This is a genomic window from Streptococcus sp. V869 (assembly GCF_054353515.1).
The window spans coordinates 15,313-32,790 of the sequence record NZ_JBTHHW010000002.1; the positions used below are offsets into that span (position 1 = coordinate 15,313).

Below are 17,478 nucleotides of genomic sequence, written 5' to 3' on the forward strand. Positions count from 1 at the left end.
ACAACCAAAAATAGGAAATTTACTTTGACTTGAAAAAAAGTCCTATCCAGCATCGTAGTTGATATGGTATTAAAAAATACCACTACAGATACAACAATGCTGACTAGTAGGTTTTCAAATTTAATTTTAATCATATTTTTTGAAAAAGAATCATACAGGGTGAATTCTAAGAAAAAGAAATATGGAATTGAATGAGAAAAAATAATATTTCTTTAATCTTCTAGTTCACTTATACTCTTCTATCCTCCCTTTCCTAACTATTTAATCAACCAAAGCGAATTTAATCTAAACAAGAGTTTTTTACAACAAGACTATAAGCTACTGAAATTTCTTATTTATTCCATATAATTTCACTTATTCGATAACTGCTGTTTTAACTCTCTTGGATTAATTACTTTTAAGAATAGTATTTGAGAAATGTAAAGTATCGCTCCTATTGCAGCAAATACCATAACATTTATAACAGGCGTAAAATTCACTGTAGTTTTCACTACGAATAGGCCACCGTACATGAGAGCTGATGCTCCTATAATTTTAAAAGTCGAAGCAAGAATAGGCACTTCTTTTAAATAATTTCTTGTAAAATACAGTTGAATTGCCCATACCAAGGCTTCTGTTAATACAGAAACAATCGCTGCTCCGATATAACCTAATTTAGGTAGTAATATTAAATTTAATCCGACACTCACAATAGCTGGAATAGTTGTCGAAATCATAAATTCTTTATTTTTATTATGTGGAATCAAAATTTGAATACCCATAATATTTGTCCAGCCAATAAAGAACATTCTAAAAATCATAATTACTATCGCATATTTAGCATCTTGGAAATCCTGTCCTAAGAAAAATTGCACGAAATCATCATTAACAATTAACATTCCTGCTATTATAGGAAAAATGACTAAATTGTATATTAAGAAAGACATCTGATGCATTTTGTTTACAGCCTTGTGATCTCCAGTTGATAGGAGATTGGCAACACGAGGAAGCATTACGCTTCCTAACGAAGTCACTAGTGTAAGCAAAATATTGACCAATTTTAAGGCTTGGTCATAAATTCCGACATCTTTAGTTGAGGCTAATGCCCCTAGCATAGTACGATCCAAAGTAACATATAGCGAAATAGCTATTTGCGGCAAAAACAAGAGAACAACTGGTTTCAAGTGTTGTTTAGCATAGGACCAATCAAAATGTGGTTTCCCGATAAATTCTCTAGCTGGCAACCACATACTAAACTGCCCCAATAATTCAAATATTGTTAGCAAAAACACATAAAGATATAAATCATTTGCTGATTTTACAAATAAGAAAATTGAAATGACACCGACCAGTTTAACAGTAATATTTCTAACTGTTATCTTGCGAAAATCCTCTAACCCTTGAAATAACCAGGAGATATCCATCCCTTTAGATACCAGACTCAAACCCAAAATATACGCAACGGGATTTTGCATAAATGACAAGGACAGACATAAGAGAATATATAAGCATATCGAAAGAATGGTCGCACCAAACTGTAAGGTGTATATGCCCCAAAAGTTATTTCGGATATCTTTACGATGGCCTGAAATTTCTTTTGTACCATAATTGGCCACGCCCAATGTCGCCAATAAAATAAAGTAGGTTACAATTGAATTGAAATAACCATAAGTACCTAAATCAGTTGAACTAAATACCCTAGTTACATAAGGTGTTGTTATAATAGGAAGAATTATCACTAGTAGCTGGTAAGAAAGATTATATGCATAATTTTTTAAAACCTTCATTCTTACCTAACCCATCTTCTCTCTAATTTTTTCATACAGTTTTGGAGAAACCAAAAGCATCAAGTATTTCACTTTATTTTTCCTTGTAACATTTGAATTCAGAATAACATCTGTGAAATATTGAATGTATTCTTTTCTAATTTTATTAACTTCAGCATACATATCTGAACTAAGCATAGCATGGACAACATGTAGACCATTAAAGACGTAGCGGACATTTAAAGCTCTTCTCATTTCCTTATCATTAGGATAGTCTCGTTCGATATAACTTCTATTCCATTCCATCGCCTCGTAAAAGTCCATTAATTTATCACTATACTTTGAATTAACTATACTACCAGGTCTTCGATAATATTTATATAGATTAATGTCTCCTACCGCAATGTGTTTACAAGAAGCAATATGCTCGTAAGCTATTGCTAAGTCTTCGTAAAGCATTCCTTTAGGATAAGGGAAACGTGACAGAATCGTCTTCTTATAAAGTTTCCCACCCGAATGAGTCCCTACACGATTTCCATAGAACATCTCTTTTAAGGCTGTATAGCGATCTAATTTTTCAGAAGATTTCTCCGTTAAAGAGCCAGAGAAATCTTTAGATTCATAATCTCGAACTTCAATTACTGGAGTTGCTATTAGTTCAACTCCGTATTTATCTCTAAGTCCTACTAAATATTCTACAGTTCTTTTATCGTAATAATCATCTGAATCAACAAAGATAATCCAATCAGTTGAGGCTTCTTTAACTCCTGTATTTCGAGCATTGGATATTCCTCCATTTTCAATATGGAGTACTCGTACACGCTCATCTTCTTGAGCATGTCGATCACAGATTTCTCCAGAAGCATCTGTCGAACCATCGTCTACCAATATAATCTCAATATTTGTGTACGTCTGCTGTCTGAGGCTATTGACGCAATAGTTTAAGTAAGTTTCGACATTATACACAGGTACAACAATAGAAACCTTTTCCATTATCCCTATCCTTCCAAAATGATATCAACGATTCGCTCACAAGCCTTCCCATCACCATATGGATTGCTCGCCTTGCTCATCTTGTTGTATTCTGCTTCATCTTTCAAAAGTAGTTTAAAATTCGTATAAATATTTTCTTCTTCTGTTCCTACCAATTTCAAAGTTCCTGCCGCAATCCCTTCAGGACGTTCTGTGGTATCACGCATGACTAAAACTGGTTTCCCTAAGGATGGAGCTTCTTCTTGCACTCCACCAGAATCTGTTAAAATCATGTAGCTTTGGTTCATAAAATTATGGAAATCGATGACTTCTAAAGGTTCAATAATTTTCATACGTTCATTATCGCCAAATACTTTACTTGCTAACTCACGAACCTTAGGATTTTTATGAATTGGATAAACAACCTTTACATCTTCAAATTCGTTTAGAATTCGCTTAACAGCATTAAACATATGTTCCATTGGTTGCCCAAGATTCTCACGTCTGTGAGCTGTCAGCATAATTAACTTACTGTCCTTAGCCCACTCTAAAATTGGGTGGTCGTAATTATCCTGAACAGTTGTCTTCAAAGCATCAATAACGGTATTACCTGTTACAAAAATATTCTCTCTTCCTTCTTTTAGCAGATTTTCCTTTGCAACTTCTGTCGGGGCAAAATTATAATCTGCAATAATGGAAGTGGTTTGGCGGTTGAACTCCTCGGGGAATGGACTTTGAAGATTGTAGGTTCTTAAACCTGCTTCCACGTGTCCAACTTTTATTCCCATGTAAAAGGCTGCCAAGGCCGTTGCGAAAGTTGTTGTCGTGTCTCCATGAACAAGTACAATATCTGGTTTTTCTTGTTCAAGCACCGCTTGAATTTTGTCTAGAATACTAGTCGTAATTGTAAAGAGAGTTTGATTGGCCTTCATAATCCCCAAATCATAATCAGGAACGACCTTAAAGACATCCAAAACTTGCTCCAGCATTTCCTTATGTTGTCCAGTTACACAGACAATGGTCTTGATTGAATCATTTTTCTTCAACTCATTTACTAATGGACACATTTTTATTGCTTCTGGACGTGTCCCAAAAACCAACATTACTTTTTTCATTTTGGTTCTCCCTGTATCTCTCTATACAACGCTCGATAATTTTCTAAAAACATAGGATAACTAAATTTTTCGTCATAGGTTTTTTTGGCTTGGAAAGCTAGACTATTTCTTAATGTTGCATCCATAGCTAATTTATCAATAGCAGATGCCAGAGCAGCAGGGTCTTTTGCCGGAACTAGAATCCCATTTTTATTTGTTACAACTTCGTTTAATCCCGGTATATCCGTTGCAACTAAGGTTTTACTATTCATAAATGCCTCAATGGCAACTAAGCCAAATCCTTCAAATACTGAAGGTAAAACACAAAAATCAAAACTATTGATACATTCCACAATATCCTTACGATATCCTAAAAAAGTTACCGAATCTTGAAGATGAAGCTCTTTAACCTTATTCTCAAGTTCATCTCTAAGCTCACCATCACCAACGATAAACAATCGAATATCCTTTACCGTAAGTAAAGACATAGCATCAATAAGATAAGTCAAGCCTTTTTGTTCAGATAACCTAGCAATACAGCCAAATTTAATCCCACTATAACTGATAATCTCATCGACTTGGTCATCCGTTTCTTTGAAGACGACTCCATTATAAATAACCCTACTATCCGTAATGCCTACGTCCTCTTTTAAGTTTTTATTTACAGCTTCTCCCACAGCTATACTTTTTGCATTTTTTAAAGCAAATCTATATAGGGGTAATTTATCTTTGAAGACATTGTGGGCAGTATAAACGTGTATTAATTTTGAATTAAACAGTTTTAATAAACGGATATAAAAAGCAGCCATACGATGATGAGTATGAACTATAGTAATCTCATTATTTTTGATAATCTGACGAATAGTAAATAGAAGCTTTAATACTGTCAGTGGATTTTTACTATCGATATCTAAAATTTTATGATGTTGAATCCCTTGAGTAGCAAGCTCACTCTCCCAAAGTCCACCAGTAGATGCGATATGAACACTGCTAAACTCATCTTTCAAATCTGAGCTCAACTGGTAAACAATACGCTCTGCACCACCTATATCCATGGTACGCGAAATATGTAAAATATTATTTTTTCGATTTTCGTTTTTCATCTAAAACTCGCTTAATAAAAGTAGCATTTCCTACAAAATAACGTTTAAAGAGACGTCTAGGTTCATTTGCCACTCGGAACAGCCACTCAAGATGCGCATTTTGCATCCATAAAGGAGCTCGTTTAATATGGCCAGATAAAACGTCAAAGCTACCTCCAACTCCCATAAAAACTGAATTAACACCTTGATCCATAAATTTTTGAATGATGTATTCTTTCTTGGGAGAAGTAATCCCAACAAAAACAAAATCAGGATTTTTCTCCCGAATGTCTTCTTGAATGCCGTATTCATCTTCTTCAGAAAAATAACCATTACGATGTCCAAGAACTCGTAAATTTGGATAATCTTTCTTAAAAATTTCTAGCATGTCTACTAAAACTTCTTCTTTGGCACCAAAAAAATAAACTGAATAAGACTTTTCATTAGCTAAATGAAGCAACTTTTGCATCAAATCAATTCCAGCGACTCTCTCAGGAACTTGATAACCCAAAAAACGGGAAGCAAGAACAACTGAAGCCCCATCTGCATTAATGATTTCAGAATCGTTAACAATCTTTTTAATAGATTCATCTGTTTGACATTGATTAATTTTGTCTGCATTCACTCCCATTAAGTGGAGTGGACGTTGATCAAGAACAAATTTTTCAACAGCTTGGACAGTTTCGTCCATTGTTAAGGGGTCAATTCTGACCCCCATTAAATTAAAACTATTCAATTTAATCTCCCCACGTAGACTCAAAATGACCCTTACGCTCAGCTTCTTTTGGCAGTTGCATGTAATCACCGTATATTTTTGTCAAATATTCATCAGGATTTGCATGACAACTAATTTTTAAGTTTTCAAACTCTAGTAATTGCGGTTCCCCGAATACTTCTTTTCTTGCGAGTTCTCGTTCGCGGTAGGAACCCAAGACATTTCCGACCATGTTACTAGTCTCGTAATCATATTGTTTAATGATACTTTGTAATTTTTTGTTAATTTTTGAAGTGTTTAAGAGTTTATTTAATTTTAAGGCTCTTGAAACTTTCACAATCGCATTTTCGAACGAACCTCTATCTCGCTCATGCAAACGATCAATAACAGAAATTTTAGACAAGGCACGATAGAACTTTATTTTATTTGTATGCACCCAGTAATGGATTCCATCTTCTGGGTAACCATCTAAGGGAAAGATATCAATAAAAGGACTACACCATTCATTGCCAAATTGAATTTGGATTGAAGTATCCATAATCGAAGTATTACCTAGATTATCATCGTGAAGTCTTAATATAACACTTTCAGGAAGCTCTTTCTCACAGATTGACAAGAATTTTTCGTAATCTTTTCTGGGCATTCCTAAATCCATATCATCATCCCATGGGATAAAACCCTTATGACGAATAGCGCCGAGTAAAGTTCCACCCAAGGCATAATATCGCAAATCATGCCTTTTACAAAGATCGATATAACTTTCTAAAAGGGTTAACTCTCCTAATTGAATCTCTCTCACTTTATTCATAGAATCACTTTGCTCCATCTCTCATCAACACTACTTTTATTGTTTTTAATAAAATTTCGAAATCTTTCCAAATAGTCCAATCATCGATATAGGCTACATCAAGTTTGACAACATCATCAAAATTAGTAATGCCACTTCGACCGCTAATTTGCCACAGACCAGTAATACCTGGTTTAAAACTCAATCGACGTTTTTGTTCAGGTGTGTATTTTTCGTATTCATCAACCGTTGGAGGTCGAGTTCCTACTAAGCTCATATCGCCAATCAACACATTCCAAAATTGGGGCAATTCATCCAAACTTGTCTTTCGAATAAAGTGTCCAATCTTTGTAACACGAGGGTCGTTGTCCATTTTAAACATCCCACCCTGCATAGTATTTTGGTCCAACAATTGCTGCTTAATTTCTTCTGCATCCACTCGCATAGATCGGAATTTATAAAACGTAAAATGACGACCATTTTTACCGATGCGAGTTTGAGAAAAAATCGCTGGTCCACCATCTTTTCGAATCATAGGAACAAGTACGATACTTACAAGTCCTAAAATAGCAAGCCCTACAATTGCCCCACAAATATCAAGAATTCGTTTTCCAATCACATGACTTGGTTTGTAGATCTTTGTTGAAAACGTCACTACATTCAAACCAGCCATCTCATGAATTTGTTTGTTTCTACCTAAATTTTTATCAAAAGCATTTAGATTAACTGTAACATCAATACCCATCGTTTCAAATTGAGAAATAATGCTACCAATGTCATAATCCTCACTTGGCAAATTCACGAAAACCTCATCCACTACTTCGTGAGTTGCATAATGAATGAGATGTTCATGTGGAACAATCGTAACTTTATCATGTTTAAAATTTGGATCATCTAAGACACTTACTGCTACAAGCTTTCCAAAAACATCATTAGCAGTCAAGAGACGATCAATTACTTTCTCAGTACGTGTTGCTGCAGTTATCAAAAGAATTTTACGACTTCCTTTTAAATTATGGTTAAATTGTACCCAATATTTTTTTATAACAAAGCTGAGAATGTAGTTGAAAATCCCATATAATGAAAGGAAGTAAATCATTCCTCTTCTCGAAATCACAAATTGGTCTTTTAAAAAGAAACTAGAGAAACTAATTAACAAGGCAAAAAAGATAATGTATTTTATTGTCTCTATCAATTCGACCAATTGACTTCGTTTGAAAAAATCCTTCCCATAACTACTGATGTAGAAGGCAGCAAAGTGAAGAAAATAAAGGACAAAAACAGTTTTTGCAACAATCTTTGTTTCTGTTACAGAAATTAGTATATAAGCTAATACACTAACCAGTATACTCTGCAAAAACGCTAGAGTTACGTTATAGAAACTCCTTCCTTCCATATATTTACTCCCTAAACTTATTTTTGACCGTAAGCACCATAGCTCCCATAACCACCATATGTGCCATACTTTTCAAGATGAATATCGAACTTATTTAGAATAACACCAAGGAATGGTGTCCCAGTTTGTTCTAATTGGGTCTTAGCTTTTTGAACTTCTCTACGTTTAGTTGCAGAAGCCTCTGTCACTAAAATAGAAGCATCACATTTTTGCGCAATAATCGCTGCATCAATTACAACTCCGATAGGAGCTGTATCTACAATAATATAATCAAAATACTTGCGTAGTGTTTCTATCATGACTTCAAATTTCTCACTTTGAAGAAGTGCTGTTGGATTCGGAGAAATAGCCCCAGATTGGATAACAAATAGATTTTCCACATTTGTCTCACACAACCCTTGTGATAAGTCCTTTGTCCCAGACAAGTAATCTGTTAAACCAGTGATTTTTTCTCGCGACATGAAGACACCAGACATAACAGAATTTCGAATATCGGCATCAACAAGGAGGGTTTTATAACCAGCACGCGCAAAAGACCATGCAATATTAGTTGAAGTCGTTGATTTTCCTTCTCCAGGTCTAACCGAAGAAATAGCAATAACCTTTAACTTATCTCCACTCAATTGTATATTAGTACGCAAAGCATTATAATATTCTTCTGCTTTTTTTACGAATGCTTGGCGTTTTTCTGATAATTCTAACTTTGCCATTTTTACTCCCTTACTTTAATTTCTCTAAATTTGGAATAACTCCCAAAAGCGAAATATGCATAACTTCTTCAATATCTTCTGGACGTTTTACACGGTCATCTAACAATTCGACTAATAGAGCTAATAGAATGACAATGCTTGCTCCTATACCAACGCCCAAGATTGTATTGCGACGAATGTTTGGAGAAGATGGTGATAGAGCAGGGCGAGCTTCTTCCAAAGTAGTTACGTCAGATACTTTCGTAACAGAGATAATTTTTTGAGCAGCCACTTCTCTAAGAGCGTTCGCTATACGACTAGCTTCTTCAGGATTCCCATCTTTTACTGAAATTGACACAATACGGGTGTCTGCTGGAACCGTTACTTGAACTTTTTTAGCGAGGGATTTTGCATCAAAACTCAACCCTTGATCAGCTACTACTTTTTCTAAAACATCTTGAGAAAGAATAATTTCACGGTAGTCTTTTACCAAGTAAGAACCAGCTTGCAAATCTTGATTAGTCAGACCAGGTTTATCTCCTTGGTTACGATTGACCACATAGATACGTGTGGTACTTGTAAATTGAGGTTTAACTACAAATGAACTATATCCAAAAGCAAGCGCACCTGTGACAATTGCTGCCAACGCTATTATCAATTTGCGTTTCCATAAAACTTTTAGCATTTGCACTACATCAATTTCGATTTTATCTTGTTCTTTCATAGTTTCTCCTATATAATTTCATCTTTTATAATTTTTGAAGGATTTGTTTCAAAAAGCTCCTGAGCTTTTTCTTTGCCATATTTTCTACTTATCAAATCATAAGCTTCTCTCATATGAGGTCGTCTATCATCCAAATTATGCATATCACTCGCAACAACATGAACTAAATCTCTATCTAAAAAATAGCGAGCACGTTTCTTCATAAACTTATAAGTATCCCCAAATAGTTTCGGTTTTAGAACACTTGAACTGTTTATTTGCGTATAGCATCCCATATTGATGAGCTCTCTCACTCTTTTTTCATCATTTTCCAAAGCATGATAACGTTCAATATGAGCAATCACAGGTGTTACACCTAACATGAGAACTTTTGACAAGGCACTATGAATCTCTCGATAAGGTGTATTCATACTAAATTCAATTAAAGCATAGCGTGTGTCATTTAGTTTCGGGATAATATGATTTTCTAATTTATCTAGAATGTCGCTAGTAAAATATATCTCAGCACCATATAAAACTGTTAAGTCAGGAGCTATCTCCTTGGCTAGTTCCTGAACGATCTTAAAATTAGTAGCAATTTTATCTTCTGGTGTCTCAAACATTCCCTTTCGTCGATGAGAAGTTGAAACGATAGTCCGAGCACCTTGTGCATAAGCTTCTTTTAGCAACGCTCGACTATCTTCTATACTTTTTGGTCCATCATCGACATCAAAAACTATATGTGAATGGATGTCAATCATCTTATTTTCCTTCCATGGTATCTTTTATTGCAGTCTTGATTGTCTCCAAACTCGTTGGATCAATTTCTAACATGTAAAGGTTGCTATCTGGCATAGCATATGACGGAAGATCCATACGTCCGGTTCCTTTTAAATCTTGATTTGTAACGGTATATTTTCCTCCGCTTGCCAATTGAGCATTGACCAGACTAACCATTGTTTCTGGCGGCATATTGGTTTGAACCGAATCTTGTAAACTTTGAATAATACTATCAAAGTTTTTCAAAGCTTCAGTTGAAGTCAATTTTTGAATAATAGCTGTAATGACTTTTTGTTGGTTGCGGCCACGATCTCCATCACCATTTGCCAATGAATAGCGTTCACGAACAAATCCTAAAGCCTGTTCAGAGTCCAGATGAACGTTCCCTACAGGGAAGTGATATTTACCGTGTAGTGAAGTAAACTCTTGATCATTATAGACATCGACGCCTCCGAGAAGGTCAATCAATTTCAAGAACGAAGTAAAATTAAGACGAGCATAGTAATTCAAGTCAATATCATAAAGGTTTTCCAAAGTATGAATAGAAGCATCAACACCATAAATACCTGCATGCGTCAACTTATCATTTTGATTATTCCCTCCATCTGCTATCGGAACATAAGCATCTCGAGGAGTTGTCGTCAAAAGAATCTTTTTAGTATCTTGATTGACTGTCATGATGATATTAACGTCTGAACGCGAAACAGAACTGATAGGACCATAGGTATCAATCCCACTAATGTAGACATTGAAGGAGTTTCCTGTAGCTACCTTAGGCGCTTCCACCTTCTTGGTCAAATCCTTGGTATAGATTTTCTTAATCTTTTTAGCGTGGTCAGGATATTCCTGCTCAATCAGATTTTCAAAAACGCTATTTAAGACAATCGCTTTGGTTTTACCATCTAACAAACTCTTATAAGCTGCTAGGTATGAAGAGCTCTCTTCTACTGTCAACTCTTTACTTTGAGTTATCTTAATGTCATCCATCAATCTTTGGATATTCTCAGCATCAGTCCCCGTTGGAGCAGTTACACTTGAAAGTTCTGAAATATTATTAATCTCACTATCTGCTAGCACCGCCACACTCATCGAATAACTCGAATAATTAGAAGTGGCATTAAATTGATTTGCAAGACTAACAAACTGTTGTACTGCTACTAACGCAACAGAGTTTAGTAACACTGCTAAGATAAGCATAATCAATGTAAATATTTTAGCTTTTTTCTTTAAAATCAAAACCAAGGCCAACAATCCTACAAGTAAGAGGACTCCCGAGAGAATGATATTCACAAAGTGAATGGCTAAAATCTGATATCTAAAAATTAGAAACAATAAAAAACAAGCAAGAACTACATAGATAACTAACAAACCTGCGTTCAAGCTCTGCTGAATTTGACTAGATTTACTTTTTTTTAATCGTCTGGTACTCACGGAACACCTCTACAATATATTTTAATTCAATTATATCACAAACTATACCTCAAGGCTAACTACTTATACTAAGGAAACGCTTACTTTTGAATATGTATTTATCTTATGCATTTTTATTATTGTTTTTGTTAGTTTTTGCGTTTTTTAAAAACAATCAAAATAAAAATAGAGCTTTTGTAAGCTCTATTTTTTGTTATTTAACGTGGCTTTCAAATTCTTTTTGACTCTTTTCGACAGAATTTTTACGTTCCTGTTCCCATTTAGCCTTGGCTTCAGCAAATTGAGAGCTTGTAACGACATCTGTCTGCAATCTCATGTACTTGTAGTTACTTCCAGTTCCTTTGATACCAACTAGTGAGTAAGCACGTGTAAATGGTGTCACACGTGTCACCGAAGCACCACCACCATTTGATACAACTGGGATTAGAAGGGAACTATCAATCAACCAAGCTTGTGCATCTGCATAGTTTTCATAGCGTTTCGCTACGTCTGTATTTTCTGCATCTGCTGTTTTTAATTTTTGAGTATATTGGTCCAAACCTAAACTAGTAATCTTGTTTGCATCCTTACTTGGATCAAGTCCCAAAATTTTGAGATAGAAACCGTCCTCAGAGTTGAAAGGATTGAGGTAAGTTGAAGGGTCTTGATAGTCAGCTGACCATCCATCCAAATTCAAATCATAGTCATGATCTGCTGGAGTTGGCGCTTGAGCTGTTGCATTTGTATAATCATCTGTCGATAATTGGATAACATCAACCACTACATTTTCAGAACCAAGTGTTGATTCGATTGATTGCTTGATGGAGTTTGTACCTGAAAGCAAAGTCTTGTTAACTTGGTCTACAGGCAAATCCAAATGAATTGGGAAGCTCACACCTTGAGCTTCTAATTCTTTTTTAGCTTCTGCAAACTTAGCTTGTGCTTTTTCTTTGTTGAAATAACCATCTTGAGCATCTTCAAGATTCATATTTGACCATTGTGTACCATAGTTGACCAATTTAGAAGCAACTGTTTCACCAAAAGTCTTGTCTCCAACTTGTACAAAAGTCGGTGGCACAAGTGTGTTACGAAGAGTGTTCTTAGCTGCTTCTTCACCGTTTGATTGGGCTGAATAAGCTGTACGATCAATGGCGAAGTTGATTGCCTGACGGAAGTTTTTATTCAAAACTGCAGCTTGAGTTGCTTGTTTTTGTTCATCGCTTGTTTTTGCAGTGTGGTTATAAGCACCGCGGTTGACGTTAAAGTTATAGTACCAAGATGTCGCATCTTGCAAACTATAAACGATATTGTCCTTGTATTTTTCCTTTGTCTTAGCAAAGTTTGAACTATTTGGATAAACACCTGCAGATGAGTATGCGCCACTTTCAAAGTTTCGGATCGTCAAGTCTTGGTCTGAGCCATCAAAGTAGGCCAATTTTACCTTTTCAATCGTTACCTTTTCTTGGTCATAGTAATGTGGGTTTTTCACATACTCGATAGAAGACTTAGATGTAAAATCTTTTAACAAATATGGTCCACTATAAAGAATACTATCTGGTTTCAGAGTTCCGAAGTCTTTTCCTTTAGAAGCAAGGAATTCTTCGTTTACAGGGAACAAGATACTGTTAGTTGTCTTAGAGTTCCAGAATGGCTCTGGACGTGTCAAAGTATACTCGACTGTGTAATCATCTAAGGCTTTTACACCAACATTTGAAAAGTCTGTATTGGCACCTGTTACATAATCATCCAAACCTTTGATAGAGTTTTGAATCAAATCCAGAGCTTGACCCTTGTTATCAGCAGCGTACTTGATACCAGTTACAAAGTCTTGCGCTTTAACAGGAGCATACTCTTCTCCATCTGAAGTATACCACTTAGCATCTTCACGGAGTTTGTAGGTATAAGTTAAACCGTCTTTAGAAACACTCCACTCTTTTGCAAGGGATGGAATGAGGTTCCCGTAGTTATCATTTTCAAGCAAACCATCTACCAAGTTGGTTACAATGGCAGTGTTATCACCAGCGTAATCCAAGAGATAGTTAAAGGTTGTCGGATCTGCACCAAAGGTAGACGAGTATGTCTTGCCGTCTGATGCTGACTGGCCACAGGCTGTCAATAGAACCGCAGCAGCAAGCGTCAACCCCCCTCCAATCAAACGTTTTTTAAGCTTCATGTTTCATTTCTCCTTGTATGTTAGGTTTTATGACATGTAACTATTTTATCAAATTTTAGCCTAAAAGTAAAGTTATATACTATTCGACCTCTTATTTGCAATCGAAAAAAAAGAAAGAAATCCTGCTAAAAACAAGATTTCTTTATGGATAGTCAAAAATTATTTAACGTGATTGGCTAGCTCTTTTTGGTATTTGGCATTTGTTTCGATTTTTTCTTTTTGCCATTTCTTGAGAGCTTCTTCGTATTCTTTAGCAGTTACAATATCATCTTGCAATTCTAAGCCTTTGAATACAAATGGATCTCCCTTGATACCAACTTGAGAGTATGCTTTTGTGAATGGCACTGTACGGCTAACTGTCGGAGAACCACCTGAAGAAGCTACAGGGATAAGAAGTGAGCTATCTGATACCCAAGCTTGTGCTTTGGCATATTTTTCATAGCGTTTGTTAAGATCACCTGTTTCTGATGCTGCATCATCCAAAAGTTTCTTATACTCATCAAGTCCAACTTGAGCCATGACTTCTGGATCTTTACCTTTTGTAATACCCAAGTGTTTAAGAGCAGAACCCTTCTTAGCATCTAAGATATTGAGGTAGGTTGCCGGATCTTGATAGTCTGGCCCCCATCCAGTTCCATTCAAGTCATAGTCCTTTTGAGAAGGCACTTTGGCTTGAGATGTGATACTCATTTTCTCATTGTCAGTCATTTGAAGTACATCGATAACAACATTTTCACTTCCAAGCGCTGCTTCGACAGACTGTTTGAGAGAGTTGGTTTGTTGCACAGCAATAACATCTGTCTGTTCAACTGGAATATCCAAATGGATTGGGAAGGTTACACCTTTGGCTTGCAATTCTGTTTTTGCTTTTTCAAGGGCGGCCTTTGCTTTTGTTGGATTGTAAAGAGTATCCTTACCATCTGTCAAAGCAACATCTTTCCATTGATCTCCGTATGTTACCAATTGTTCTTGCGCCAATTCACCGAAGGTCTTTTCACCGACCTGTACATAGTCATAAGGCACAAGGCTAGTACGGATAATCTTGTCTGCACCTTCTTCACCATTCATCTGTGCAGAGTAGGCATGACGGTCTAGAGCAAAGTTGATAGCTTGACGGAAGTTTTTATTGAGAAGGGCTTCTTTAGTTGAAGTTTTTTGAGCTTCATCTGTCTTGGCTGTTTTATTATAAGACTGACGATTTACGTTGAAAGTAAAGTAATAGCTTGTCGCTTCTTGAGGACTATAAACAATCTTATCGCCGTATTCTTTCTTAGTTGAGTCAAAACTTGAACTAGTTGGGAAGAGGCGAGCTGTTGTATATGAGCCTGACGCAAAGCTACGGATCAATGATTCTTGGTCAGAACCGTCGTAGAAAGTCAATTTGACGTGGTCAATCTTAACATTGTCCTTGTCCCAGTAGTTTGGATTCTTTTCGTACTCAATCACTGATTTTGAAGTGAAGTTCTTCAAAATATATGGACCGTTGTAGAGAATACCTGAAGGAGCTGCTGCTCCGTAATCCTTCCCTTGAGAATTAAGGAATTCTTCATTAACCGGGAGCATGGTCGCCGTTGTCACCTTAGAATTCCAGAAACTTTCTGGCTTGTTCAAGGTATACTCAACTGTATAATCGTCCACTGCTTTGACACCGACTGTCGAGAAGTCATTTGTCTCACCGCTAACATACTCTGCCAAACCTTTGATAGAGTCTTGGATAAGTGTTAAGCCATCTGATTTCCCATCTGCAGCATGCTTCAAGCCAGTCACAAAGTCTTGGGCTTTGACTTCAGCATACTCTTCTCCTTCTGAAGTATACCATTTGACACCTTTACGTAGCTTGTAGGTGTAGGTCAAACCATCCTGTGAAACAGACCAGTCTTCAGCAAGCGACGGAATCAAGTTCCCGTATTTGTCATTTTCCAAAAGTCCGTCAACCAAGTTGGCGATGACGTCTGATGTTGAACTTTTACTAGTAATGCTATAGTCCAATGTTGTCGGATCGATGGCATATACGTATGAAAATGTTGTCGGAGCATCTGCTTTTTTCTCAGCCTTGTTACAAGCCGCTAAAAGTAGAGCTGCGCTCATCGTTATCCCTGCTATTGCAAGCCACTTTTTCGATTTCATCGGTATTCTCCTTTAAAATGCTATTTTTCACCATTATACCCTATTTTTATATAAAAGCAAGGATTTTCATGGAATTTTTTAGAAAATTCAAACTAATATTTTTTAAAGAAATTTCTACACTTATTTTAGAAAAAAACTCAAGCATCTTAGATACTTGAGTTTCTGGTTTTAATCAGCTAGTTCGACACAGAAGGCATCCCATGGAGCCAAGGTCTGTGTAGCTAAAACTTTTTCTACTGAGGTATTTTCAATCAAGTTAGACTTAACTGACTCTTCTACTGCAAACTCTTGCTTTTGGTTGGACAAATTGGCCACAACTAGGAAACGACGGTCTCCATCCTTACGGATATAAGCAAAGACTTTTTCAGCCGTATCAAGAAGTTCAAAGTCAGCACGAATCAACCAGCTATTTTCCTTACGAATTTCTACCAGTTTTTGATAAGTGTAAAAGATTGATTCTGGATTTGCTAAAGCTTCTTCTACATTTATCTTCGCATAGTTTGGATTGACTGCAAGCCAAGGTTGACCATCTGAGAAACCAGCATTTTTTGTCCCATTCCACTGCATTGGGGTACGGGCATTGTCTCGTCCAATCACACGAATGCTATCCATGATTGCTTCCATTGGAACACCTTTTTCAAGAGCTTCACGCGCATAGTTGAGGGATTCAATATCCTCTACTTGATCCAAGCTTTCAAACGGGAAATTGGTCATCCCGATTTCTTCCCCTTGGTAGATATAAGGCGTCCCTCTCATGAGATGAAGCAAGATGGCATACGCTTTGGCAGATTTTTCACGGTATTCTTGGTCATTTCCCCAGATAGAGACAATACGAGGGAGGTCATGATTGTTCCAGAAAAGTGAATTCCAGCCATCTTCAACTCCCAACTCTGTCTGCCATTTGTTGAAAATCTCTTTTAACTTCCCAACATTTAGCTCTTTTTGGTACTGCCACTTAGGTTGCCCTTCCTGATACTGAAGACAGATATGTTCAAACTGGAAGACCATAGACAGTTCTTGTCCTTTAGGATCTGAATAGAGTTTAGCGATCTCTGGTGTTGCTCCCCAAGTTTCCCCTACTGTCAAGAGCTCTTTATCGCCGAAAGTAGCTTGATTCATTTCCTTGAGATAAGGGTGCAACATGGGACCATTATTTACAACTTTCTCATCCGGAATCTTTCCGATCATATCGATTACGTCCATACGGAAACCACCGATTCCCCTATCAATCCAGAAGTTCATCATCTCATAGATTTTTTGTCGGAGTTCTTCATTTTCCCAGTTGAGGTCTGGCTGCTTCTTACTGAAAAAGTGGAGATAGTATTGACCAGACTTTTCGTCATATTGCCAGGCAGAACCACTAAAAATAGACTCAAGTTCGTTAGGTTCATCCCGCCAGATATAGTAGTCTCGCTCAGGACTATCAGGATTTTCACAAGCTTCGATAAACCAAGCATGCTCATCTGATGTATGATTGACCACCAAATCCATAATGATTCGGATATCTCGTTTTTTAGCCTCAGCAATCAGCTCATCCATGTCCTCCATGGTTCCAAAGATGTCCGCAATATCTTGATAATTGGCAATATCATAACCATTATCGTCCATAGGACTGTCATAAACAGGAGAAAGCCAGATTGCTGTAATCCCTAGTTTAGCTAGATAGTCAAGCTTACTAGTAATCCCAGGCAAATCACCAATCCCATCTCCATTGCTATCCTTAAAACTTTTTGGATAAACTTGATAGACGACTGCGTTATGCCACCATTTTTCTTGCATCTTTTTACCTCTTTTAATATTCACTT

14 protein-coding genes are annotated in these 17,478 nt (G+C 36.5%); all 14 read right to left on the bottom strand.

The features are described from left to right. Positions 1-350 precede the first annotated feature (350 nt). The 14 genes from ACXYSN_RS05555 to ACXYSN_RS05620 all read right to left on the bottom strand — a co-directional run bounded on the left by ACXYSN_RS05555 (position 351) and on the right by ACXYSN_RS05620 (position 17,452). On the bottom strand, positions 351-1,766 hold the full coding sequence (locus ACXYSN_RS05555; RefSeq protein WP_458636422.1) for a flippase: 1,416 nt from the start codon (positions 1,764-1,766) through the stop codon (positions 351-353). Between the two features lie 6 nt (positions 1,767-1,772). Further along, a complete protein-coding gene (locus ACXYSN_RS05560; protein WP_458636423.1) occupies positions 1,773-2,738 on the bottom strand; it encodes a glycosyltransferase family 2 protein in 966 nt (321 codons plus the stop codon). A gap of 5 nt (positions 2,739-2,743) precedes the next feature. Beyond that, complete coding sequence (gene wecB / locus ACXYSN_RS05565) at positions 2,744-3,832, bottom strand: non-hydrolyzing UDP-N-acetylglucosamine 2-epimerase (RefSeq protein WP_458636424.1); 1,089 nt, start codon at positions 3,830-3,832, stop codon at positions 2,744-2,746. Beyond that, complete coding sequence (locus ACXYSN_RS05570; RefSeq protein WP_458636425.1) at positions 3,829-4,914, bottom strand: glycosyltransferase family 4 protein; 1,086 nt, start codon at positions 4,912-4,914, stop codon at positions 3,829-3,831. The genes wecB and ACXYSN_RS05570 overlap by 4 nt, the downstream gene beginning before the upstream one ends. Beyond that, the gene (locus ACXYSN_RS05575; RefSeq protein WP_314944821.1) at positions 4,889-5,611 is read right to left on the bottom strand and encodes a WecB/TagA/CpsF family glycosyltransferase; all 723 of its coding nucleotides are present in this window, start codon (positions 5,609-5,611) and stop codon (positions 4,889-4,891) included. Before ACXYSN_RS05575 ends, ACXYSN_RS05570 begins: the two co-directional genes overlap by 26 nt. A 19-nt stretch (positions 5,612-5,630) precedes the next feature. Further along, entirely contained in the window at positions 5,631-6,416 is a 786-nt protein-coding gene (locus ACXYSN_RS05580; RefSeq protein WP_458636426.1) for a LicD family protein, read from the bottom strand. A gap of 4 nt (positions 6,417-6,420) precedes the next feature. Then, positions 6,421-7,791 carry a sugar transferase gene (locus ACXYSN_RS05585; RefSeq protein WP_458636427.1) on the bottom strand — a complete coding sequence of 457 codons (1,371 nt, stop codon included), beginning with the start codon at positions 7,789-7,791 and terminating at the stop codon, positions 6,421-6,423. Positions 7,792-7,808: 17 nt separating this feature from the next. Then, the gene (locus tag ACXYSN_RS05590; RefSeq protein WP_006149710.1) at positions 7,809-8,501 is read right to left on the bottom strand and encodes a tyrosine-protein kinase; all 693 of its coding nucleotides are present in this window, start codon (positions 8,499-8,501) and stop codon (positions 7,809-7,811) included. A 10-nt stretch (positions 8,502-8,511) separates the two neighbouring features. Then, the gene (locus tag ACXYSN_RS05595) at positions 8,512-9,204 is read right to left on the bottom strand and encodes a CspC family polysaccharide chain length determinant protein (RefSeq protein WP_235083387.1); all 693 of its coding nucleotides are present in this window, start codon (positions 9,202-9,204) and stop codon (positions 8,512-8,514) included. 8 nt (positions 9,205-9,212) lie between these two features. Then, a complete protein-coding gene (gene cps4B, locus ACXYSN_RS05600) occupies positions 9,213-9,944 on the bottom strand; it encodes a capsular polysaccharide biosynthesis protein Cps4B (protein ID WP_006149729.1) in 732 nt (243 codons plus the stop codon). A gap of 1 nt (position 9,945) precedes the next feature. Beyond that, positions 9,946-11,394 (bottom strand): LCP family glycopolymer transferase CpsA, encoded by a 1,449-nt coding sequence (gene cpsA / locus ACXYSN_RS05605; RefSeq protein WP_458636428.1) that lies wholly within the window; start codon positions 11,392-11,394, stop codon positions 9,946-9,948. Between the two features lie 193 nt (positions 11,395-11,587). Next, the gene (locus ACXYSN_RS05610; protein WP_458636429.1) at positions 11,588-13,546 is read right to left on the bottom strand and encodes a peptide ABC transporter substrate-binding protein; all 1,959 of its coding nucleotides are present in this window, start codon (positions 13,544-13,546) and stop codon (positions 11,588-11,590) included. A gap of 159 nt (positions 13,547-13,705) precedes the next feature. Then, positions 13,706-15,673 carry a peptide ABC transporter substrate-binding protein gene (locus tag ACXYSN_RS05615; RefSeq protein ID WP_458636430.1) on the bottom strand — a complete coding sequence of 656 codons (1,968 nt, stop codon included), beginning with the start codon at positions 15,671-15,673 and terminating at the stop codon, positions 13,706-13,708. Positions 15,674-15,841: 168 nt separating this feature from the next. Next, positions 15,842-17,452, bottom strand: a complete 1,611-nt coding sequence (locus ACXYSN_RS05620) for a glycoside hydrolase family 13 protein (protein ID WP_458636431.1) — start codon at positions 17,450-17,452, stop codon at positions 15,842-15,844. Positions 17,453-17,478 lie beyond the last annotated feature (26 nt).